This window comes from Streptomyces sp. NPDC086519, from assembly GCF_040686075.1.
GTDB classification, from domain to species: Bacteria; Actinomycetota; Actinomycetes; order Streptomycetales; family Streptomycetaceae; genus Streptomyces; species Streptomyces shenzhenensis.
In genome coordinates this window covers 38,480-58,968 of sequence record NZ_JBFBJL010000035.1, presented here as the reverse complement: position 1 = coordinate 58,968, position 20,489 = coordinate 38,480, and the positions used below count along the sequence as shown (strand labels likewise).

General features: G+C 70.8%; 12 protein-coding genes. 6 read left to right on the top strand and 6 right to left on the bottom strand.

The window, feature by feature from the left end; all coding sequences use genetic code 11:
• On the top strand, window positions 1–650 hold a 650-nt coding region (locus AB0P24_RS29335), incomplete at its 5' end, for a cytochrome P450 (RefSeq protein WP_365799156.1).
• Here AB0P24_RS29335 and AB0P24_RS29330 read toward each other — a convergent pair.
• Both AB0P24_RS29330 and AB0P24_RS29325 read right to left on the bottom strand, forming a co-directional pair.
• Window positions 622–1,779 carry a damage-control phosphatase ARMT1 family protein gene (locus AB0P24_RS29330; RefSeq protein ID WP_365799154.1) on the bottom strand — a complete coding sequence of 386 codons (1,158 nt, stop codon included), beginning with the start codon at window positions 1,777–1,779 and terminating at the stop codon, window positions 622–624. The two genes, AB0P24_RS29335 and AB0P24_RS29330, sit on opposite strands and share 29 nt — an antisense overlap.
• Window positions 1,780–1,857: 78 nt before the next feature.
• Window positions 1,858–2,505, bottom strand: coding sequence for a ScbR family autoregulator-binding transcription factor (locus tag AB0P24_RS29325; RefSeq protein ID WP_365799152.1), 648 nt, complete (start codon window positions 2,503–2,505; stop codon window positions 1,858–1,860).
• A gap of 468 nt (window positions 2,506–2,973) precedes the next feature.
• On the opposite strand from AB0P24_RS29325, the gene AB0P24_RS29320 reads away from it, so the two are divergent.
• The gene (locus tag AB0P24_RS29320) at window positions 2,974–3,921 is read left to right on the top strand and encodes a lytic polysaccharide monooxygenase (RefSeq protein ID WP_365799150.1); all 948 of its coding nucleotides are present in this window, start codon (window positions 2,974–2,976) and stop codon (window positions 3,919–3,921) included.
• Between the two features lie 17 nt (window positions 3,922–3,938).
• On the opposite strand, the gene AB0P24_RS29315 is transcribed toward AB0P24_RS29320, so the two are convergent.
• The gene (locus AB0P24_RS29315) at window positions 3,939–4,583 is read right to left on the bottom strand and encodes a Tat pathway signal sequence domain protein (RefSeq protein ID WP_365799148.1); all 645 of its coding nucleotides are present in this window, start codon (window positions 4,581–4,583) and stop codon (window positions 3,939–3,941) included.
• A 605-nt stretch (window positions 4,584–5,188) separates the two neighbouring features.
• On the opposite strand from AB0P24_RS29315, the gene AB0P24_RS29310 reads away from it, so the two are divergent.
• Both AB0P24_RS29310 and AB0P24_RS29305 read left to right on the top strand, forming a co-directional pair.
• On the top strand, window positions 5,189–5,887 hold the full coding sequence (locus tag AB0P24_RS29310; protein ID WP_365799146.1) for a DUF6230 family protein: 699 nt from the start codon (window positions 5,189–5,191) through the stop codon (window positions 5,885–5,887).
• Window positions 5,887–6,321, top strand: coding sequence for a DUF6114 domain-containing protein (locus tag AB0P24_RS29305; RefSeq protein WP_365799144.1), 435 nt, complete (start codon window positions 5,887–5,889; stop codon window positions 6,319–6,321). Before AB0P24_RS29310 ends, AB0P24_RS29305 begins: the two co-directional genes overlap by 1 nt.
• A gap of 105 nt (window positions 6,322–6,426) precedes the next feature.
• Here the strand turns inward: AB0P24_RS29305 and AB0P24_RS29300 are convergent, their stop codons facing one another.
• Both AB0P24_RS29300 and AB0P24_RS29295 read right to left on the bottom strand, forming a co-directional pair.
• Window positions 6,427–6,963: an SMI1/KNR4 family protein gene (locus tag AB0P24_RS29300; protein ID WP_365799142.1), complete on the bottom strand. Its 537-nt coding sequence runs from the start codon at window positions 6,961–6,963 to the stop codon at window positions 6,427–6,429.
• Window positions 6,957–17,921, bottom strand: coding sequence for a LamG-like jellyroll fold domain-containing protein (locus AB0P24_RS29295; RefSeq protein WP_365799140.1), 10,965 nt, complete (start codon window positions 17,919–17,921; stop codon window positions 6,957–6,959). The genes AB0P24_RS29300 and AB0P24_RS29295 overlap by 7 nt, the downstream gene beginning before the upstream one ends.
• A 250-nt stretch (window positions 17,922–18,171) precedes the next feature.
• Here AB0P24_RS29295 and mycP point away from each other — a divergent pair, with 250 nt between their 5' ends.
• Together mycP and AB0P24_RS29285 are read left to right on the top strand one after the other, a co-directional pair.
• Window positions 18,172–19,317, top strand: coding sequence for a type VII secretion-associated serine protease mycosin (gene mycP / locus AB0P24_RS29290; protein ID WP_365799138.1), 1,146 nt, complete (start codon window positions 18,172–18,174; stop codon window positions 19,315–19,317).
• A gap of 41 nt (window positions 19,318–19,358) precedes the next feature.
• On the top strand, window positions 19,359–19,922 hold the full coding sequence (locus AB0P24_RS29285; protein ID WP_365799136.1) for a hypothetical protein: 564 nt from the start codon (window positions 19,359–19,361) through the stop codon (window positions 19,920–19,922).
• 296 nt (window positions 19,923–20,218) lie between these two features.
• Here AB0P24_RS29285 and tatA read toward each other — a convergent pair whose 3' ends face one another.
• Window positions 20,219–20,488, bottom strand: coding sequence for a Sec-independent protein translocase subunit TatA (gene tatA, locus AB0P24_RS29280; protein ID WP_365799134.1), 270 nt, complete (start codon window positions 20,486–20,488; stop codon window positions 20,219–20,221).
• Window position 20,489 lies beyond the last annotated feature (1 nt).

The following is a 20,489-nucleotide window of genomic DNA, read 5'->3' as shown; positions in this document are numbered from 1 at the left end:
ACGCCCACGCCCACGCCCACGCCCACGCCCACGCCCACGCCCACGCCCACGCCCACGCCCACGCCCACGCCCACGCCCACGCCCACGCCCACGCCCACGCCCTCGCCCTCGCCCTCGCCAACGATGCCGAACTCGCCGACGGCGAACTGGAGATGTTCTTCTTCCTGCTGACGGTCGCGGGCAACGACACCGTGCGCTCGGCCGCCCCCGGCGGACTGCTGGCGCTGGCCGAACACCCCGGGTCGTACCGCCTGTTGCGCACCGGCGAGGCCGGAGCGGACGGTGCCGTGGAGGAGTCGCTGCGCTGGCATCCCCCGATGCTGACCTTCCGCCGCACCGCCGCGCGGGACACCGAGCTGGGCGGGCGGCACATCACGAAGGGCGACAAGGTGGTCGTCCTGCACGCCTCGGCCAACCGTGACGAGCGGGCCTTCGCGGAGCCCGACCGGCTCGACCTCACCCGGGCGCCGAACCCGCACGTGTCCTTCGGGGACGGCCCGCACGTCTGTCTGGGCGCCCACTTCGCCCGGCTCCAGCTGCGCACGCTCTACGCGCAGGCGCCGCCCGTCCTGACGCCCGCCGGCCCCGCCGGGCGACTCGTCTCGAACTTCATCAACGGGCTCAAGTCGCTGCCGGTCCACCTGGGTTGACCTGGATCAGGGCATGGGTGCCGGCCGTGCGCCAGTGCTCCGCGTCGGCCGCGTCCAGGGCCGCCTCGGTGTCGGCGGAGAGCCCGGTGACCACATCGGACTTGAGGGTGCGCAGCGCGGCCACGGGGCCCGGGAACCAGGCGGTGACGTCGGCGAAGGGAGTGGTCGGCGGCCAGAGCCGGTCGCCCACCAGACGGCGGTAGTTGAGGTCGCCCTTGAAGATCGTCAGCGTGGCGGCGGCGAACTCGGCGCGCAGGTCGCCGGGCATCTCGGCATACGGCAGCGGGGCGCAGGAGAAGGGGTGGGCGCGCACGGCGAGGCGCCCGTCGGCCATCGCCGACCAGAGGGTACGGCCGTACCCGGCGGCGGCGCCAGGGGCGGCGGTGAGCCTGCGCAGGGCGTCGAGCACGTCGGCGGTCGTGGCGTCGGAGACGTAGTACGGACCGGGCTTGATGTGCAGGACGGCGCGTGCGATGCGGCCGGTGTCCAGAAGGTGGGCGATCAGCAGCAGGTCGGGGACGAGTTCGCGGCCCGCGTTGTCGGCGACCAGGCACAGGGTGCCGCCGTGGAGCAGCGGCCACAGGGCGGCGCTGTCGTCGGCGACCAGGGCGTCGACGGCCTCGCCCGACTCGGCGGCGGAGAGCCGGAAGCCGAGGTCGGCGCGGTTACCCCAGAGCGAGCCGTGCAGCAGGGCCCGGTCCGGGTCGTCGCCGAGGTCGTCGAGCGCGGCGAGTTCCTCGTCGGTCTCCTTGGCGTCGAGTTCGGCGAGCTTGAACGGGCGGAACGGGTCGATGCCCTGCCAGGGGCCGGGGGCGAAGTAGCCGACGGCGTCCAGGAGCCGGCGGTAGAAGTAGCTCTCGGACCACAGCCACGGCACGTCGAACCAGGACCGGCCGACGTAGGTGCCCAGACCCCAGTCGCGCCAGCCGCCGGCGTCACCGGGCAGGGGTTCGATCACGCCCTCGGTGCAGTTGTGCAGCAGCGCGTCGAGGGCGCGGTGCTGTGCGGGGCCGTACGGGAAGGCGTCCCGCACCTGGCGGATGATCGCGGGGTGCCGTTCGGCCAGCACGCTGTGCGGGAAGGGGCCGGTGGTGCCGAGGATCACGGGCGGTTCGGCGGAGTCGGGCATGGGCGCCACGCTATCGCGCGGGCCGCCCGGCTCCGCCGGACCGCGGAACACCTGTCACGCCGGCCGTCACGCCGGCCGTCACGCCGTTCTGATCTCGCGCTCCAGTTGGGTGGCGAGGGTCAGGTAGCGGGCGCGCCGGTGCACCGGGACCAGGCCGCGGATCATCAGGTACCACATCTCGGCGACCCTGCGCGGCAGTCGCCCCACCGGCTCCAGGTGGCGGCCGGCGACGCGGGTCCCGACGAAGAAGCAGATCAGGGAGTGCGCGACCGCGCCGACGTCTATGTCCGGGTGGACGTCGGACTCCTTGACGGCGCCCATGAGTTTGCGGGTGGCGAACTCCAGCCACTCGGTGAACGGGTGCCTGAGCGGCGGCCGTACGGTGACGTCCGCGGTGGCGAGGCGCAGTCCGGCGCGCGGGATCGGACCGTCGACGGCGAGCCGGGCGATCGCGAACGTGGTGCGCATCAGGGCTTCCAGCGAGGAGTAGCCGCGGCTGTCCATCTCCCGCACCAACTGGCTGGAGGTACGGGACTGGAGCTCCATGATGGCGTGCGCCAGGTCCTCCTTGGCGGCGAAGTGGAAGTACAGCGCCCCCTTGGTGACCTTCGCGTGCTCGACGATCTCGCTCAGGCTGGTGGATTCATAGCCGCGCCGGTCGAAAAGGTCGGCGGCGGCGGTGATGATCGTGGCGCGGGTCTGCTCCGCGCGTAACTGCCTCGCCATCGACTCGACGCTCCTTCACGGCTCCACGACTTCATGACTTCACGGCTTCACGACTTCCAAACCGACGGGGCATGCGGTTTGTTTTTTACCCCGTGCACACGATAGCTCACGGTGCGGCAGCGGGAGGCACCTGTGCGGAGCTTGGTGACGCACTCGTGCACGTCGCGCGTGCGACCACGCGAACAGGGGTCCGCGGTGCGCAAACGGACGAGATCAGAACACGCCTCTCCCTTGCGTTCTCACCGTTTTCCGGAAGCGATGCGGGCGGCCGGTCGATCATCGGTGATCACCACGATACGAGCCGGACGGTCGGTTCTCAACGGCGCCTGGAAAGTCAGCAAAACGGACGAGCCGGTCGGTGCCACGCACTTCAACCGGCCCTGTGATCAACCGCACTGAACAGTGCGGCCCCGATTCCCGTACTCCCCCGGCAGACCCCCTACCCGCGCCCGCCGAGGAGACCTCCCGATGACTCGGACGACCGCCCGCCTGAGAGTCACGGCAGCCGCCGCGACGGCCCCGCTGCTGCTCCTGTCGTGGGCGGCGGGGTCCGCCCAGGCGCACGGCGCGCCCACCGCTCCCGCCAGCCGGGCCTATGCCTGCTCCCCCAGCGGCGGCAGCGCCTCGACGGCGGCCTGCAGGGCGGCGATCACGGCGAGCGGGCAGAACTTCGTCGCGTGGGACGACGTGCGGGTGGCGGGCGTCGACGGCCGGGACCGGCAGGTGATTCCGGACGGCAGGTTGTGCGGCGGCGGTCTGCCGGCGTACAAGGGGCTCGACCTGGCGCGCGCGGACTGGCCCGCGACCGAACTGACTCCGGGCGCCCGGGTCACGATGACGTACGCCGCGACGATCGCGCACTCCGGCACGTTCAAGCTGTATCTGACCAAGCAGGGCTACGACCCGACGAAACCGCTGACGTGGTCCGAACTGCCCGCGCAGCCCTTCGCGGAGTTCAAGGACCCGCCGCTGACGAACGGGGCGTACCACTTCAGCGCGACGCTGCCCGCCGACCGGACGGGCCGTCAGGTGCTGTACACGATCTGGCAGACCAGCAGCACGCCGGACACCTACTACTCGTGCTCCGACGTGGTGTTCTCGGCGAAGAAGACCGCCGGGAAGAGCGCGGAGAAGGACGCACGGAAGGACGGCGCGGCGACGGCGAGCGCGAAGCCGCGGCCGACCGCGACACCCGTTTCCGGCACCTCGGCGAGCGCCGCCGCCCGCGCACAGCGGACGGCGGCGGCGCCCCCGGTCTCCCCAAAGACCGGGACCACCGCCGCCGACGGCACTCCCGTGGCCTCCGACACGGACCCCGGTGCGGGCCCGTCGGCGCCACTGCTGGCAGGCGGCGCCGCCGCGGTGCTGGTGCTCACCGGCGGCGCCGCCCTGGCGTCGCGTCTGCGTCGACGCTGACAGCCTTTGTTACGAGGTCAGTTGACGAAGACGGCGGCGCCGTTGTCGGTGACCGGGGCGTACTTGGCGGTGAAGTAGCCGGCGGAGGGGCAGAGGATCGAGCCGGAGGTCTTCGTGAACGCCTGGTTGCTGAAGGCGAGGCTGTTGTCGGTGTTGGAACTGGTGCCGGACAGGCTGGGCGCCTGGTAGACACAGGTGATGCTGCCCAGCAGGGTCTTCAGCTTGACGGTGGTCTGGATGGTCGAGCCGCTCGGCGGGGTGACCGTGACCGAGCCGTCGGAGGCGACCGCGGTGGTGTACGGCATGTTGTCGACCGTGATGCTGGAGACGCCGGTCACACCGGTCACGTTGCTGGTGCAGCTGCCGAAGGTCTGCGCGGTGGCCGACTCGGTGGCGGTGCCGGAGGCGGCCGGGTTGTCGGTGACCGTCGCGGTGAAGGTCGAGTCCGCACAGGTGATGCCGCTGGTGCTGGTGGCGCTCGAGTAGAGGGTGGCGGTGGTGCCGCTGGCCAGCGAGGCGCTGAGGGTGTCGCCGACCGCGACGGCGGTGCCGCCGGCGCTGCCCGTGGTCAGCACGGCGCCGTCGGCGGAGGCCGGAACGGTGGCGGCGACCGAGAGGGCGACGACGGTACCGGCGAGGGCGAGGAGGGATCGCGTACGCATGCGGGTTGCCTCTTTCTAGGGGACTTGCGTTGATTGGGGGGACTTGCGCGAAGGGGCGCGAATGCGGCGCCGGCCGTTGCCGGCTCGTCACGCCTTCTCCGTACGTGACGGGCCGGCAACAGCGGTCAGGCCGGACACCGGCCGAAAGCCTGGGGGGTTAGGCCTCCGGCCGGGCCGGTCGCAGGCGTGCGGGCACGGCCCCTGGGGGGAAGCGACCGTGCTGACGCCGCTGATCGGAGCGGTGATCGAAGAGGCCGGGAAGCGGTCGACGCCGCTCGGCGGATCCGGCGCCACGGACCCGAAGGAAACAGGGAGAGTTGTAGACCTGATTGCCCGTCAACGTCAAGACCGATCAAGGGAGTTGGGCATTCGATCATGGGAATGCATGGCCGGGACACAACTGACGTGAATTCAACACTCTTTTTTCACAACTGTCTTGACCCTGAAAAGTAACCGCCGGTAACTTTCAGCTTGGCTACTGCCGCGTAACCAGAACGTCCTTGCGCCCGCCGGGAGTTGCGAGGAGGGGGCGCGGCAGCCGCTGTCCGCGCCAGGACAACGGGCCGCTGAAGCCCAACCCGCGTGACTAATGCATGGGAGCAGACATGGCCTCGTCCCCGGACGTTCCGTCCGCCGACAACACGCCTGAGAACCCGGGAAGCGGTTCTCTTTCAGACACATCAGAGACCACCGGAACCACCGGGGGGCAACAGAGACGGGGACGGGTCCGGGCACGCCGGGCCGCCGTGATGGCCGTCCCGGCCACCCTGGCCGTCGCCGGCCTCGCGGTCCTGACCGCCCAGGGGGCACTGGGGGTGTCGTTCTACATCTCCGGCATGCCCTTCACGGTCACCGCCAAGTCGCTCCAGGGCACCGGCTTCGAGCAGTTCGGCGGGCTCGACAACATGGCCAAGGACAGCCCGAACGCCGGTGACACCGGCGGCCAGGTGCTGGTCGTCACCTCCGCGATCAAGAAGGCGACCCTGGACAGCCTGTGCCAGAGCGTCGACCTCGGCGGCACCAACCTGCTCATCAAGGCGGGCAGCGGCTCGTCGAAGGTGGAGGCGACCGACCTGACCACCGACTCGACCCTGCTGTCGGGCGACGCGTCCTTCAACAACATTGAGATCGGCAACGACGCGAGCGAACTCAACAAGGCCGGGGTAAAGGGACCTCTGGGCGTCTTCAGCCAGCAGGCCGACACCGTGCACATCGACAACCTGCGGCAGACCAACTACGCGACAACCGCAGGGACGTTCACGCTCCCCGGCCTGAAACTCAGCTTCAGCGACTCGGGTTGCTGATGTCCGACACAGACACTCCACACCAGGGGTGGCAGCCCGCCTTCCGCGGTTGGCGGGCACGTCGGCCGTTCCTGGGCGGCCTGCTGCTGACCCTGGGCGGCGGGTGGATCCTGCTCACCGAGAAGGCCTCGCTGAAGGTCATCGTCCATGTCGGCATGCAGGGTGTGGCGGGCTATCTGCTGCCGGCGGTCATGGTGCTGTGCGGCCTGCTGACCCTCTTCAGCCCCTCGCAGCGTCTCTTCTACTCCATCCTCGGCATGCTGTGCTCCCTGGGCAGCTGGGTCACCTCCAACCTGGGCGGTTTCTTCGTCGGCCTCGCTCTCGGGGCCGTCGGCAGCTGCATGATCTTCGGCTGGCTGCCGGACCAGGAGCCGCGGGTGAGTCGGCGGCAGCGGAAGAAGCAGGCACGGGCGGCGGACACCGTCCAGGCGTAGTGAACGTGTGAAAGACGGCCTCCGCACCCTCTCCGCCGACCGGCGGCGGGGGTGCGGAGGCCTCTTTTCCGAGGGCGGGACGGCGTAGGTCGAGGTCGTCGCGCCTCACGAACCGAGCAGCACCACGGACGCGGCCGGTCCGAGTACGCCGTCGGGCAGCTCGGACCTCTCCGCCGTCCCGTCGGCCACGCCGACCAGGAACGCAAGCATGCCGCCCGCGCACTCCCACCAGGCGCCGTTGCGCCCGCTGGCGACCACCGGCCACTGCTGCGGATCGGAGCCGACCGTACGCCAGTAGAAGACATCGCCTTCCAGCGACTCGCCCCATGGCAGCAGCCCTCCCGGCTCCGGGTAGGCCGTGTACTCCTCGGTGTCGCCGGACTCCTGCAGATCCCGCAGGACTTCGAGACCGTACCGCACCCCTTCGACGAACTCCTCCTCCCGTCCGGGTGTCGGACTCCAGATCCGGAGGAACTCGTCGACCTCGACCGGGGGGTAGGCCTCCGCGAACTCCTTGAAGTCCGCCGGTAGGCCGACGCCCAGTGAGCGCTCCAGGGTGGGCCAGTCGACCCGGCGGGCCGAGGCCGGACGCAGCGCCCGCAGTCCCTGGATCGCGCGTTCAAGGTCCGAAACGTTCAGCATGTGTCCTGCCAGTCCGAGTTGTTCTCCACTGTCACATCGAACAGCGGTCCGGCCTTGGTAGTGGCCGTCATGTGTATTCCGGTGGGTATGGGATTTGTGTCGTCGCCGTACTCCAGGGTCGCGGAATACTGCACCCAGTTCCCCTGCTTGAGTTGCGTCTCCATCTTCTTCTCGCACCGCCGCATGCCGCTCTTGTTCATACGGTCGTACCCGGTGAAGAGGTTCTCGGCCTTCGGTGCCCCGTTGAACTGGTCACCGATGATGTGGGTCTTGTTGTAGGTCGCCCTACCGGGACCCAGGCTGTTCGTGGGACCGTCCGGGAACCCGGCCACGGGGACCGAGGCGATGCTGTCCCGTTTGCTGCCGCTGGGTTTCAGGTCCGAAGGACAGATCAACGCGGTCGCCCCCTGGGCCCGGTTCTCCGCGTCGAGGTCCTCGTACTGGTAGCGGATGTCACGCGGCACGGTGCCGCACTGGCTGTCCTCGTCGGTCGCCGTCCCGTTGCCGCCGGGGCCGTTGGTGGCCGTGGCGACGCCCGTGTCGGTGGCCGCCGAGGAGCTGGTGGCCTGGTGGGCGGCTGCCGCGGCCGCGTCCTCGTCCGGGGTGGTGCCGACGACCGGGGTGGTGTTGACGCCGCCGAGGTTCTGGTTCTTGGGGCGGGTGGGGATGCCGTGGGCGCCGCAGTCGTCGTCCGCCGAGGCGGCCAGGGCGAGGCCGAAGAGGAGTTCCTCGGCGCTGGCGGAGGCGAGTTCCTCCCAGATGACGTCGCCGACCGCCCCCAGGCCCTCGGCGGCGGCCCCGCCACTCGCGGAACTCGCGGCGCCGTAGCCGTAGGTCAGCGCCCCTCCGGCGGCGACTCCGTAGTACAGGGACGAGTAGTTGCTCCCGGACGAGCCGTGCGAGCCGTAGGAACCGTACGAGTTGCCGTAGGAGACGCTGTCCGAGCCCGAACCACGGCCGCCCGAGTGACCTGACGGCTGCCAGTTCATGGCGTCGTTGAACTCGTTCTCGAACTGCCGCTCCTGGTCGGCGATCTGCTGCTGCAGGGCCCGTTCGTCGGCCTCGTTGCGGGCCATCTCCCGGGCATGCTCGCGCTCCCAGGCCTTGTACTGGTCCTGGGAGTACTTCTCCATCCGGTCCCAGGCGCCCGCCTGCCATTGCTTGAGCCAGGCCTGCTGCGCCTCGTACGCCTCCTCTTGGGCCTTGATGTCGTCGCTGGTGCAGGCGTCGTGGCCGGAGGTGTCCGTGGCGTCCAGCGGGTCGTCGTTGCCGTACGCGTACGGGTTGGCGTTGACGGCCGGGGTGGGCGGGTTGCTCACCGTGTCGGCGCTGGTGAAGTCGCCGTTGGCCGGGTTGTACCAGCGGGCGGCGGCGTTGACGTAACCCGTCCCCGGGTCGGTCCAGCCGGACTGATAGCCGAGGTCGGTCCGGCTGCCGCTGGTGGCGGTGGGTGTGCCGTAGGGGTCGTAGGCGGTGGAGCCGGTGAGCGCCGAGCCGGTGGCGGTGAAGGTGCCGGTGACGTCGCCGTGGCTGTTGGTCAGGGCGAGGCCGGCGCTCGTACCGCCGGCCGCGCCGACCGCGAGTACGCCGTCGTCCGCGTCCCGGGCGAACAACTGGGTGCCGTCGGAGACGGGGTTGTTGGTGCCGTCGGCGTAGCTGAAGGCGGCAGTGCGGCCCCCCGAGCTCGCGGTGGCCAGCCGGCCCAGGCCGTCGTAGCCGTAGCCGGCGCCGGTACCGGTGGCGGTCAACTCGTCGAAGGCGTCTGAGGTGTAGGTGGTGGTGGAGCTGCCGGAGCTGACGCTCGACGTCGTTCCGCGCGCGGTGTAGGCGTACGTGGTGGTGGCTGACCCGCTGGTGACAGAGGTCAGTTCGTTCCGGGCGTTGTACGTGGCGGTGGCGGCACCGGCGCTGGTGCGGTTGCCGTTGGCGTCGTAGCCGTAGCTGATAGTGGCCGAGCCGGTGGCCGCGGACTTCAGACGGCCGGCGTAGTCGTAGTCGTAGGTGCTGGTGCCGGAACCGGCCGTGCCGGTGGTGGCCTGGGTGGCGATCTGGCCGTCGGCGTTGTACGTGTACGCGACCGACGCCTCCGTGGCCCCCGAAGGGGTTTTCAGGACGTCGGAGGTGAGCTGGTGGGAGGTGTTGTAGTCGTAGGACCTGGTCGCGCCGCCCGTGCCGTAGGTGACGGACTTGGTCTGTCCGAGCTGGTTGTAGGTGAGTGTGGCCGTGGTGCCGGTCAGCGGGTCGGTCTCGCTGTTGACCCGGCCGTCGGCGTCGTAACCGAAGGTGGCGGTGCCGGTGGCGTCGGTACGGGTGGCGATGTCGCCGTCGGAGTCGTAGCCGTAGCTCGCGGTGCCACCAGGGCCCGCCATGGTGAGGAGGAGGCCGCGGTCATCGTAGACGAAGGTGTCGGTACCGGTCGGTGCGGAGACGGAGGTGAGGCGGCCGTCGTCGTCGTAGCCGAAGGAGCGGGCCGCGGTGGCGGCCTCGGCGCCGGTGCCGGACTCGGCGGTCAGCAGGCCGTTCGCGTCGTGGGTCTCGGCGATCGTGACCCCACCTGGGCGGGTGAGGGTGTGCTGGTTGCCGTCGGCGTCGTAGGAGAAGGTCGTGGTGCGGTCCGCGGCCGAGGTGAGACCGGTGACGCTGGGGGCAACGCTGGTCTCCTGCCCGCCGAGGGGGTTGTAGGTGTAGTAGGTCGCGTTCTTGTCGGCATCGGTGTAGCGGGTCTCGTTGCCCGCGGCGTCGTAGCCGAAGGAGGTCGTGATCGAGGTGCTCGCGTCGACCGGCTGGGTCTGGCTGACGGTCCGGTTGAGCGCGTCGAAGGTGGCGGTGGTGGTGTGCTGGCGGGCGTCGGTGGCCGAGGTCTGGTTGCCCGCCGCGTCGTAGCCGTACGAGGTGGAGCTGAGGGTGGCGCCGTTCGCGTCGAGCCGGGCGGCCGAGACGAGCCGCTCCGCCTGGTCGTAACCCTGTGTGGTCGCCGTGAGGTCGGGGGCAGTGGTCCTGATGAGCTGCCCCGCGACGTCGTACGCGTACGACGTGGTGTTGTGCAACGAGTCCGTGACGGTGCTGGTCTCGCCGAGGGCGTCGTAGCCCGCGGTGGCCGTGTTGCCCAGCGGGTCCTCGATCGAGGTGAGGTCGCCGAGGCCGTCGTAGCCGTACTTCGTCGTATAGGCCGCCGGGGAGGGCCTGCGCTCCACCTGGGTGCTGGTGGCCTCGCGGCCGAGCGCGTCGTAGGTCGCCTCGGTCCTGGCGCCGGTCGGGTCGGTGGTGTTGAGGACCTCGCCGTCGGTGTCGTAGCCGACGTGGGTGACCAGACCGCCGGGCAGGGTCTGCTGGACCCGGTCGCCGAGCTGGTCGTAGACGTACGACGCGGTGTGCTGCAGCGGGTCGGTCTCGGTGTGGACGTCGCCGAGCGCGTCGTACGTGTAGGAGGTGGTCGGGGTGATGGTGCCGGAGCCGTCCGGCGGGGTGTACGCCGGCTGGGAGACGGCCTGGACACGGCCGTCGAGGTCGTAGGTGGTGGTGACGATGTTGCCGTCGGCGTCGTCGGTCTCGACCGGTTCGCCGAAGGTGTCGTAGCCCGACTTCGCGACGGCCACGGTCTGCTGGGCCGCTCCCCCGCCGGTCTCGGTGCTGACGGGCGGCGAGGTCGTGGTGGTGAGCCGGCCGTCCTCGTCGTAGGCGTAGGTGGTGGTGTAGGCGGACGCGGTGGCGCCGGCGGCGTTGCCGCGTGCGTCGGTCATCGTGACCGGCAGGCCGCGCTGGTCGTAGGTCCAGCTGGTGGTCAGCGGCGCGGAGCCCGCGGTACCGGCCGAGGTGTGCAGCGCGGCGACCTCGGTGGCGGACAGGACGCGGTTGTACGTCTGGACGTTGCTGACCGAGCCGTTGAAGTACTGGGCGGCCGCGCCCGCCGTGTAGCCCCGGCCGATGACGAACGGCCCGGAGCTCGCGATCGGTGTGGTGTCCGTCGCCGTGTTCTGGGCGGTGCCGTTGACGTAGAGCGTCATCTTGCCGCTGCTCGCGTCATACGTGCCGGCCAGGTGGGTCCAGGTGTTGAGGGTGGGGGCGGCGGTGGAGGTGGCACCGGCGAGGGTCGGGGACGCCACGTCGGTGGTGGCCCGGTCGAACGCCCACCGGCCCGCGGTCGGGTTGTAGTCGAGCGAGAACCCGGCGGCCTGGGTGCCCTGCTGGGCCATGACCGTCTGCCAGGTGCCGGTCGGGGTGGTGGTGATCTTCGCCCAGGCGGACACCGAGAAGCTCTTGGTGGTGTCGACCACGGACCCGCCGGTGGCGATCTGTCCGGCCCCGGCGAAGACGGCGGAGCCGCCGTTCTCCGTCGACCAGCTCGTCGAGGCGTTCAGGGTGCCGGCGTTCCCGGCGCCGGAGTGGTCGCCGGCGGACGGGTTCTCGCCGTCGTCCAGCTTCCACCAGCCCGCCGCGCCCACCGTGACCGGCGACTCGCCGGTGTTGGTGGAGGAGGTGTAGAGCTGGCTGATCTCGTTCGGCTTGAGTTCGCGCCCGTAGAGCTGGACGTCGCGGACCCGACCCGCGAACCAGTTGACCGAGGCGCCGGCGGCCTTGCCCCGGCCGATCGCCACGCCCACGGTGCTGGCCATCGGGGTGGGGTCGGTCACCAGGGTGCAGTTGAGGCAGTTGCCGCTGACCTCGACGTCGTTGACGTACAGGCTCATGTTCCCGAGCGCGTCCATGACGCCGACCAGGTGGGTCCAGGTGCCCGCGGTGGCCGGAGTGGGGTCGCTGGCGACGTAGTTGGTGGCCGTGGTGGTGTCGTTGCTCGCGCGGACGAAGGCCCAGGACTTGGTGGTGTGGTTGTACTCCAGCTGGAAGGCGCTGTTCTGGGCGCCCTGCTGGCTGACGACCGTGAAGTCCTTCGTGGTGCTGGTGGCGCTCAGGTAGGCCCACGCCGAGACGGAGAAGGCCTTGGTGGTGTCCACGACGGGCGTGCCGCTGGTGAGGACCGCACCCGAAGTGCCGTTGAAGGACGTGTAGTTGCCGCCGGGCGGCCCCCAGGAGGTGCCGGTGGACGGCGTGCCGGTGAAGCCGTTGCCCGAGGAGTCGGCGGCCGTGACCGCGCCCTCGTCGAGCGGCCAGTAGCCGGTCGGCCCCGTGGTGTCGGTCCGTACGGACTGGGCGACCCGGTTCCCGGCGGCGTCGTAGGAGTAGCCGATCTGCCGGGTCTGGCCGCCGCCGGTGAGGACGCGGGACAGCACGTTGTCGTCCGGGTCGAAGGTGTTGACGGTGATCCGGTTGACGCCGGACGGGTCGACCGCCGTCCTGGTGGTCCGGTCGGCGGCGTCCACGGTGTACTGGGTCTGCTTGAGGCAGGCCGTGCCGGACCAGACGTCGCACTCCCACGTCATGTTGCCGGCGGCGTCGTAGTCGTAGGCCTTGGTGGTGGTCGCGATGGAGGTGCCGGAGGCGTCGGTCTGCGACTGGAGCAGGTTGTCGTCGAAGTAACCGTAGGCGGTGGTCCGGCCCATGGAGTCGGTGACGGACGCGAGCCGCCCCGCCGGGTCGTAGGCCCGGGACTCCACGACCAGGTCGGCCGGGTCGGAGGGGGCGGTCGGGTCACCGGTCCAGCCGAGCAGGGTGGTGGTGAGCAGCCGGCCGGTCGGCGAGTAGGCGTACCGGTAGGTGGTGCCGGCCGGGTTCGTCTCGGTCGTCTTCCGGCCGAAAGTGTCGTACGTGTACGCGGTGACCTGGCCGGCCGGGTCGGTGACGGTCTTGACGCGGTCGTTGTCGTCGTACACGTAGGTCGTGGCGCGGGTGGCGTCGTGACCGGTGGTGTCGGCGGTCGAGATGCCGGTCAGGTCGCCGTCCGCGTCGTACGTGTACGTCGTCTTCGGGGTGTGGGTGACGCCCCTGACCGCGTCGGTGGTCGCCGGACCGGTCTCGGTGAGGGTCCTGCCCAGCGGGTCGTAGGTGTACGTGGTCTGCACGCCGCCGACCGGCGCGCCGGCGGTGGGGAACGTGACCGGATAGGCGTCGGAGCTGACCACCTTGGTGGTGAGATGGCCGAGGAAGTCGTTCAGGTAGTAGGTGACCTGGCCGGACGGGTCCGTCTCACTGCAGACCTTCCCGAGGTGGTCGGTGCCGCAGTAGTGGTAGCGGGTGACCTTGCCGCTCGGGTCGGTGACCGTGGCGAGCATTCCGTACACCTCGGTGTATGCCACGCCGTGGTTGTCCGTGAAGCTCTCGTTGTCGTTGTAGTACGTGTATCTGGTCTTCCGGCCGCTCGGGTAGTCCGGTGTCGGCGGCGTGGTGACGGTGGCCAGGGCGCCGAACGGGGTGTAGGTGTAGGCCGTCCGGTAGGCCGGGTTGGCGGTGCCGGTCGCGCCGGAGCGGGCGTCGGCCGCGTAGAGGACCTTGCCGTTGAGCGGGTCCATCGGGTCGGCGGCGTTGGTGTGGTAACTGAAGTACGAGGTCTGGCAGGAGTTCACCTGGCGGCAGGTCGTCGTCGCCAGGACGTTGCCGTAAGCGTCGTGCTGACGGCTGGTCGAGTGCCCGTCGGGGTCGGTGACGGCGTCCTGGAAGCCGAGGGAGTCGTAGGCGTATGTCGTCCGGCCGCCGCCCGCGTCGGTGACGGCGGTGGTGCGGTTTCCGTTCGACGGGTCGAAGGTGTACGTCTCGGTGTGCTGCGCGGGGTCGGTGACCGTCAGTGTGGTCGACGGCATGAGCATGGTGGCCGAGCCCTTGGCCGTGTACAGCCCGAGCGGTGCCTCCACGCCGCTCTGGCCGAGGTCGGTCTGGTAGATGCCGACCTGGCCGATCTCTCCGTTGAAGTACCCCTGCGCGTTGGCCGGCGGCTTCGGCCAGGAACCCGCGACGTATCCGGCGCCGACGCTCACCGTGGTCTCGCCCCAGGTCTTCACCTGGCCCGCGATGGACTTGCCGGTGCGGGTGGCCTGGCTCTGTCCGTCGAGCCACAACGTCTGGCCGGTGCCGCTCGCGGTCATCACGACCAGGTGCCAGTTGCCGTCGTTGACCGCCGCCTTGGAGGCCATCGGGGACAGGCTGCCGTCCCAGAACTGGCCGTGCAGCAGGCCGTCCGTGCCGATGTAGAGGGCCGGGGTGTAGCTGGTGGGCACCGAGCCGATCGGGGCGTTCTGGTAGGAGAAGAGGACGCCGCCCGCCTGCTTGGTGTTGAACCAGAGGGCGACGGAGGCGTTTCCGCTGCTGTCGTCGAGGGCTCCCGTGGGCAGTGACAGGGAGGAGTCGGTGCCGTTGAAGCCGGCCGCGGAGTCCCCGCCGGGGCCGAAGATGCCGGGTTCGCCGAGCATGACGTCGTTGTAGATGCCGTCGGACGCGCCGCCGGCCGGGTTGTCGATGCCGTACTGGTCGGCGGCGGTGAGGCCGGCCGGCTCGGTCATCGGGTAGTCGTGGGCGGGCCGGGTGCCGCGGACGGCGCCGTAGTAGTAGTCGTTGCTGCCGGTGGTGACCGGGGTGGCCAGCTGGTAGGTGCCGCCGTCGGCGTCGGTGACGGAGGAGGCGCGGTCGGTCAGCGCGTCGTAGCCGACGGCGAGCGCGGTCTTGCCGGAGGGCAGGGTGGTGCCGGTCAGCTCGCGGGCGGCGAGGGTGGCCGAGGCGTACTCCTGCTGGACGGCGGGCAGGCCGAGCGGGTGCTGGAGGAAGGAGACGTCCTCGATCTGGCCGTTGAACCAGCCCAGGGCGTTGCCGGAGGGGACCGACGGCCAGGATCCGGCGAGTTCGCCCGCGCCGACGGTGGTGTAGGGCTGGCCGCTCACCGTGATGGTGCTACCGGTGCGGGTGGCGACCTGGGCGCCGTCGAGGAACAGGGTCTGGCTGGTGCGGGCCCCCGACAGCACCACGTAGTGCCACTTGCCGTCGTTGACGGCCGCGGGCGACGCCATCGGCGTGGCCTTGCCGTCCCAGAACTCGGCATGGATCTTGCCGTCGGTGCCGATGTAGACCGACGGGGTGTAGTTCGCGGAGACGGCGGTGCCGGGTTTTCCGCCCTGGTACGAGAAGAGCGTCCCGCCCGCCTGCGTGGTCTTGAACCACATGCCGACCGCGAGGTTGCCGGCGTTGGCGGGCAGGTTGTCGGGCAGCGCCAGATAGGAGCTGGTGCCGTTGAAGGAGGCCGCGGTGGCGGGGGTGCCGGCCAGCGGGCCCGCCTGGCCGAACGTGACGTTGGCCGCGGTGGCGTCGGTGGTGGCCTCGTTGGCGACGACGCCGTCCTCGGCCGTGGCCGAGCCGGTCGCGTCACTGAGCCGCCAGTAGTCCGTCGGGTTGGAGTCCAGGACCATCGAGGCGAAGTGCGATCCGGAGTTGGCGCCCGAGGTGTAGCTGTACTGGGTACAGGCCGTCGCGGTGGAGCTGCTGCTGGCGGGCGGGCAGACCGAGGTGAGGTCGCCGGCGGCATCGTAGCCGTACGTCCACGGGTTGCGGGTGGCGGCGAACAGGCCAGGCTTGGAGGTGACGTTGTCGACGTGCGGGACGTTCTTGACGGTGCCGTCCGAGGCGGTGACCTGCTGGACGCCCCAGGTGAGCTGGAGCGTGGTGCCCATGTCGGCACCGTTGAAGTCGCCGTTGTTGTATCCGTTGTCCTGGGCGAGCACGTAGCCGAACCCCGTCGGCTCCTCGGACTTGATGGTGCTGCCGTCCGGAAGGGTGAGGGTGACAGGCAGCCACTGGACGTCCAGGCCGTGACCGTTGCGGTTGCCGTACTGGGTCAGCCCCCAGTAGGTCTGGCCGGTGACGGGATCGGTGACCTGGTTCTGGAAGAAGTACCGCGTGCCCGACTTCTCCGTCAGCATGAAGCCGGAGGTGCCGTACCCGGACGCCGGCGCGGACAGGACGGCGTAGTCGCCGGCCGGCGGGCTGTAGGTGCCGTCGCCGTTCGCGCCGAACCGTTCCTGGCGCCCGTCCGCCAGGGTGATCACGACGTTGCCCGAACCGTCCGCGTCCTCGGTGGCCCGCATGTCCAGCAACGACGACCAGCCCGCGCCGAACGCCTTGAAGACACCGGGGTCGAGGCTGTTGTAGGTGCGCTGGACGCTGAGCGTCGGGCCGTCGGACGGCCCCGGGACGGTCGCGTCGGTGGTCTGCGTCGAGTAGTCGCCGAGCTGCGGGTCGACGCCCTTGACGGTGGCGTCGTACGGGGCCGCGCCGAGGTGTGCGGTGACCAGCGGCTGGGGCGCGGCCGGGATGGTGAAGTAGTCGGGCGCGGACCACAGCGAGGCGGCGTTGCCGTCACTGACCTGGGCGGTCCAGTAGAACGTCTTGCCGTAGGCGAGCTTGCCCGCCGGGACGGTCCACACCGGCGTGGTCAGCGAGCCCGAGGCGGCCAGCGCGGTGGTCGAACCGTTGGCGTAGACGTTGAACGAGTAACTGAGGCCGGTACCCGGGTAGTTGTCCGGGTCGTGCGCGGTCACGGCCAGCGTCGGGGTGAGGCTGAACACCGAGCCGTTGTTGCCCGGCGTGAACGTGTCCACGATCGGCGGGTTGTTGACCACCGGCAGTGAGTAACAGGTCTGCGGGACCCCGTAGGTGGAGAACAGCGTCCCGTTGTAGGACATGTCCCAGCAGATCAGATACGTCTTGCCGGCGGTCAGTGCGGGGATCGACGCGGTGACGGTGACCGGTTTGTTCGGCGCGACCGAAGAGGGCATGACCGCCGGGGTCGCGGCGGGGCTGGTGAGCAGGGTGCGGGTGGTGCCGGAGACCGTGTAGAGCTGGTACGAGAGCTTGTAGCCGTTGGTCGGGGTCCAGGTGGCCGTACCGCGGTTCTGCACGGTGACCTTGCCCCAGCCGGGCTGGTTGTTCCACGGTGAGGCGTAGCTGACCTCGGAGTAGGAGGCCCCGGCGCCGTTGGGCGTGTACTCGATGGCCAGGTAGGGGTCGTCGGCGTAGAACTCCTTGGCCGCGGCGGCGGTGGACGCCGCGCTGAGCCGCAGACCGTAGTTGGCCGCCCAGCCGTGGGCCCAGTTCATCACCGTCTTGGTGTCGAGGCTGATGCCCTCCCACTGGCGGCCGTTGGAGCAGTCGGTGCCGGCCGCGAAGGAGGCGGTGCCGGTCTGCGCGCCGGCCGCGGGTCCGGGATACGTGTCGATCTTCGCCGGGTCCCAGGAGGCGGAGACGGGGGCGACGTTCACCGCCTCGGCCGCGCAGGCGCCGGTGGTGTCCAGGCCGGAGTACTCGGTGTCCAGCCAGAGCGTCGAGTTGACGACGTAGTCGTTGGCGAACTGGGTGCCGAAGCCGCTGAACTGGAGGAACGAGGTGTAGTCGTGGCTCTGGTACTTGCCGACGTACAGCTGCCCGTTGCCGTGGAAGTTCTGGGTGACGCCGGACTCGACGTAGGTCGAGGAGGAGGCGTTGCCCTGGCCGGTCGGATTGCCGGCGGCGGCCGCCGTCCGGTAGGAGGCCGTGGAGGCCGTTCCCGGGGCGGCGGTGCGGGTGCCGGTGGCGCCGGCGGGGATGCGCGCCCAGGTGCCGTCGGATGTGCGGTAGTTGACCGGGTGGGTGTGGATCTGGGCGGTGTAGGTGCCGTCGGCGTTCTTGAAGACGGTCGTGGTGGCGGTGTCGAGCCTGGGCTGCTCCACGCTGGTGGACGCGACAAAGCCCCGATGCTTCTTCGTCGCCGGTGCGGCGACGGGCTTCGGGGCTTTGTGGATCCGGCTGCCGGAGTTGACCGGGTCACTCTTCGCGCCGTGGACCTTGTACGCTCCCACCGCGCCCTTGACCTGGCCGGGCCCGGAGTTGGCCAGCGAGGTTCTGGATCTGCTCCTGGTCGCCGAGGCCGGGACGGCGTGCTTCTTGCCCGCGGCGGTACCGCTCTGCTGTTTCGGGGTGGCGGGGGTGACCGCCGCTCTCGGTAAGGCCTGGGCGGCCTGGGAGCCCTGCACGCCGATCAGTGCGGCGATCGCGACGAACGCGGTGGCTCTGAGCGAAACCGGCGCACGCCGAACGGATACCCACAAGCGGCCCACTGTCGTTGCCCCCCAGCGATGTACGACATCCAACTCCAGACAGCGGGATCTTCTATCAGCGGGATGACGGGCCAGGACAGCCCTACATCCCGGGCCATTGGGATCAAAGACCGGCATTGCGCGCCAGGGTTGACCGGTACATTGCAAGTCCTTGTGGCTTTCCTGGCCACCTCCCGCCCCGCTCTTTCCAGTTGCGGAGGAAGGCTGCTCTCACGGGACACCAGAGGGGCTGCGGGGGCAGATGAGACGGGGACAGTCGGGCGCGTTACGAGCCTGCGCATACGTCGGCGTGCCGCTGATGCTGCTCCTGGGTGCCGCACCCGCGGCCACCGCACGGCAGACCGCCGCGCCCACCCCGCTCAGCGCCGAATGGCCCCTGGACGCCGAGCACTTCGACGCCTCCCGGATCTGGCGGCTCAGCCAGGGGGACGGCGTCACGGTCGCGGTGGTCGACACCGGGGTGAACGCCCGGCATCCGGATCTGGCGGGCCGGGTCCTGCCCGGTGCCGATGTCACCCGGCAGGCAGCCGACGGCCGGATCGACCTGTCGACCGACTCGCACGGCACCTCCGTCGCCGGAGTCATCGCGGGCTCCGGCGGCACCGGCAAGGGCATGGCGGGGCTGGCCCCCCGGGCGACGGTGCTCCCCGTCCGGGTCAGCGCCGACAACGCGGCGGATCCGCTCGCCCTCGCCCGGGGCATCGTCTACGCCGCCGACCACGGGGCCTCGGTCATCAACATCTCGATGGTGACCACCGACCCCGACCCGCAGGTCCGGGACGCGGTCGCCTACGCGCGCCGCCACGACATCGTCGTGGTCGCGGCGGCGGGCAACAACGGCCGGGCGGGAAACCCCGTGACCTATCCGGCCGCGTTCCCCGGAGTGGTCGCCGTCTCCGGCACCACCCGGGCCGGCGGCTTCTGGGCCTCCGGCGAGTCGGGGTCCTACATCGCGCTGGCCGCCCCGGCGGTGGACATCTGCTCGACGCGGAACAGCGGCGGTTACCTCACCAAGGACGGAACCAGCTATTCCGCTCCCTATGTGTCCGCGGCCGCCGCGCTGCTGCGTGCCGCGCACCCGTCGGAGAGCGCCGGGCAGATCATCGCCCGGCTCATCGGCACCGCCGACCGCCCCGGCGGGGGTTCCGGCCGTGACGACCGCTTCGGCTACGGCATCGTCGATCCCCTCAAGGCCCTGGGCGCACCGGTTCCGGCGGCCACCGCGAATCCGCTGCTCACCGCACCCGGGGACGGCGCCCCGAAGGCGGCCGACGCGACGGGCGGCACGTCCGGCGTGACCGTCGCGTTGATCAGCGCCGTGGCGGTCGTGGCCGCCGCCGGGGCGGGCGGCCTCCTCGTCCGCCGCCGCGCCCGTCGTCGTACGTGATCCCCAGGTCCCACGTGATCCCCAGGAGGAACCCGATCAGCATGCGGCTCCCGGCTCCCACCGCGCGCCTTCTCCACCGCTTCGCCACTCCGGTGTGCGGCCACCCGGTCATCGCGGCGGCCACGGCCGCCGTCCTCGTGGCGGTCCTGTCGCTCACCGTGCTGCTCGCCGGAGACCGGAGCGCCCAGCCCCAGGCCGCCAACGTCTCCCGCAACTTCCGGGCCTGTCTGCTCGTCTCGCCCGCGGGCGCCACGGACGCCCGGCTCAGCCAGGCGTCCTGGCAGGGCATGCAGGACGCGGCGCGCTCCGGCGGGGTCAACGCCCAGCGTTTCCCCACCCCCACCATCGACGCCAAGGCCGCGCTGCCGTACTTCAACGGCGCCGTGCAGCACCACTGCGAGCTCATCGTCACCGTCGGCACCGGCATGAGACCCGCGACCGAGGCCGCGGCGCGCGCCAACCCGCACCAGGAGTTCGTGATCGTCGGCGCCGGCTCGGCACGCCCGCACGTCTCGGCCATCGCCGCGCCCGACGACACCGCGAAGGAACAGGCCGGGAAGGAACTGGCCGACAGGGTCAGCGCCTTCATCACCGCCCGGAGCTGACCGCCCGGAGCCGATCCGGCAGCGCGCCGGAGCCGGTCCGGCGGGGCCGTCCGTGCGCCGGGCCGTCCGGCAGCGCGGGCGCCGGGTCCGGCGGTGAGCGGCGGGCCGCCGACGAATCGTGGACCACCGCGACGCCCACCGGGGTGCCGGCGGCGCCGTCCGCGCGCCGGGCCGGGGTGATCCGGCCGCGGGTCCGTGGAATCGGTGGTCTTCAGGACCCGCGGGCCGAGGGCCGGGCACCCGGACCGGTCACGCCCTGCGCACCACGGACCCGTGAGGTACCGGACCGGTCGGCGTCAGCTCGTCGCGACGGTCGGCTCGGCGGCCTGCCTGGGCTCCGGCTGCACGGGGGCCGCGGCCGGCTCCGCCGCCATCTGCACCGACGTCGGCTCCACCGGCGCCGCCGCCGTGTCGTCGGACTTCATGGCCTTCGCCTCGCTCTTGAGGATGCGCATCGACTTGCCCAGGGCGCGGGCGGTGTCGGGCAGCTTCCGGGAACCGAAGAGCACGATGAAGACGATCGCGACGACCAGCAGGTGCCAGGGTTCGAGTCCGTTGCGGAGCATG

Bases quoted from the DNA above. Each gene is read 5' to 3' on its own strand.
- AB0P24_RS29330 (WP_365799154.1), bottom strand. From the start codon at position 1,779: ATGCCCGACTCCGCCGAACCGCCCGTGATCCTCGGCACCACCGGCCCC.
- AB0P24_RS29325 (WP_365799152.1), bottom strand. From the start codon at position 2,505: ATGGCGAGGCAGTTACGCGCGGAGCAGACCCGCGCCACGATCATCACC.
- AB0P24_RS29320 (WP_365799150.1), top strand. From the start codon at position 2,974: ATGACTCGGACGACCGCCCGCCTGAGAGTCACGGCAGCCGCCGCGACG.
- AB0P24_RS29315 (WP_365799148.1), bottom strand. From the start codon at position 4,583: ATGCGTACGCGATCCCTCCTCGCCCTCGCCGGTACCGTCGTCGCCCTC.
- AB0P24_RS29310 (WP_365799146.1), top strand. From the start codon at position 5,189: ATGGCCTCGTCCCCGGACGTTCCGTCCGCCGACAACACGCCTGAGAAC.
- AB0P24_RS29305 (WP_365799144.1), top strand. From the start codon at position 5,887: ATGTCCGACACAGACACTCCACACCAGGGGTGGCAGCCCGCCTTCCGC.
- AB0P24_RS29300 (WP_365799142.1), bottom strand. From the start codon at position 6,963: ATGCTGAACGTTTCGGACCTTGAACGCGCGATCCAGGGACTGCGGGCG.
- mycP (WP_365799138.1), top strand. From the start codon at position 18,172: ATGAGACGGGGACAGTCGGGCGCGTTACGAGCCTGCGCATACGTCGGC.
- AB0P24_RS29285 (WP_365799136.1), top strand. From the start codon at position 19,359: ATGCGGCTCCCGGCTCCCACCGCGCGCCTTCTCCACCGCTTCGCCACT.
- tatA (WP_365799134.1), bottom strand. From the start codon at position 20,488: ATGCTCCGCAACGGACTCGAACCCTGGCACCTGCTGGTCGTCGCGATC.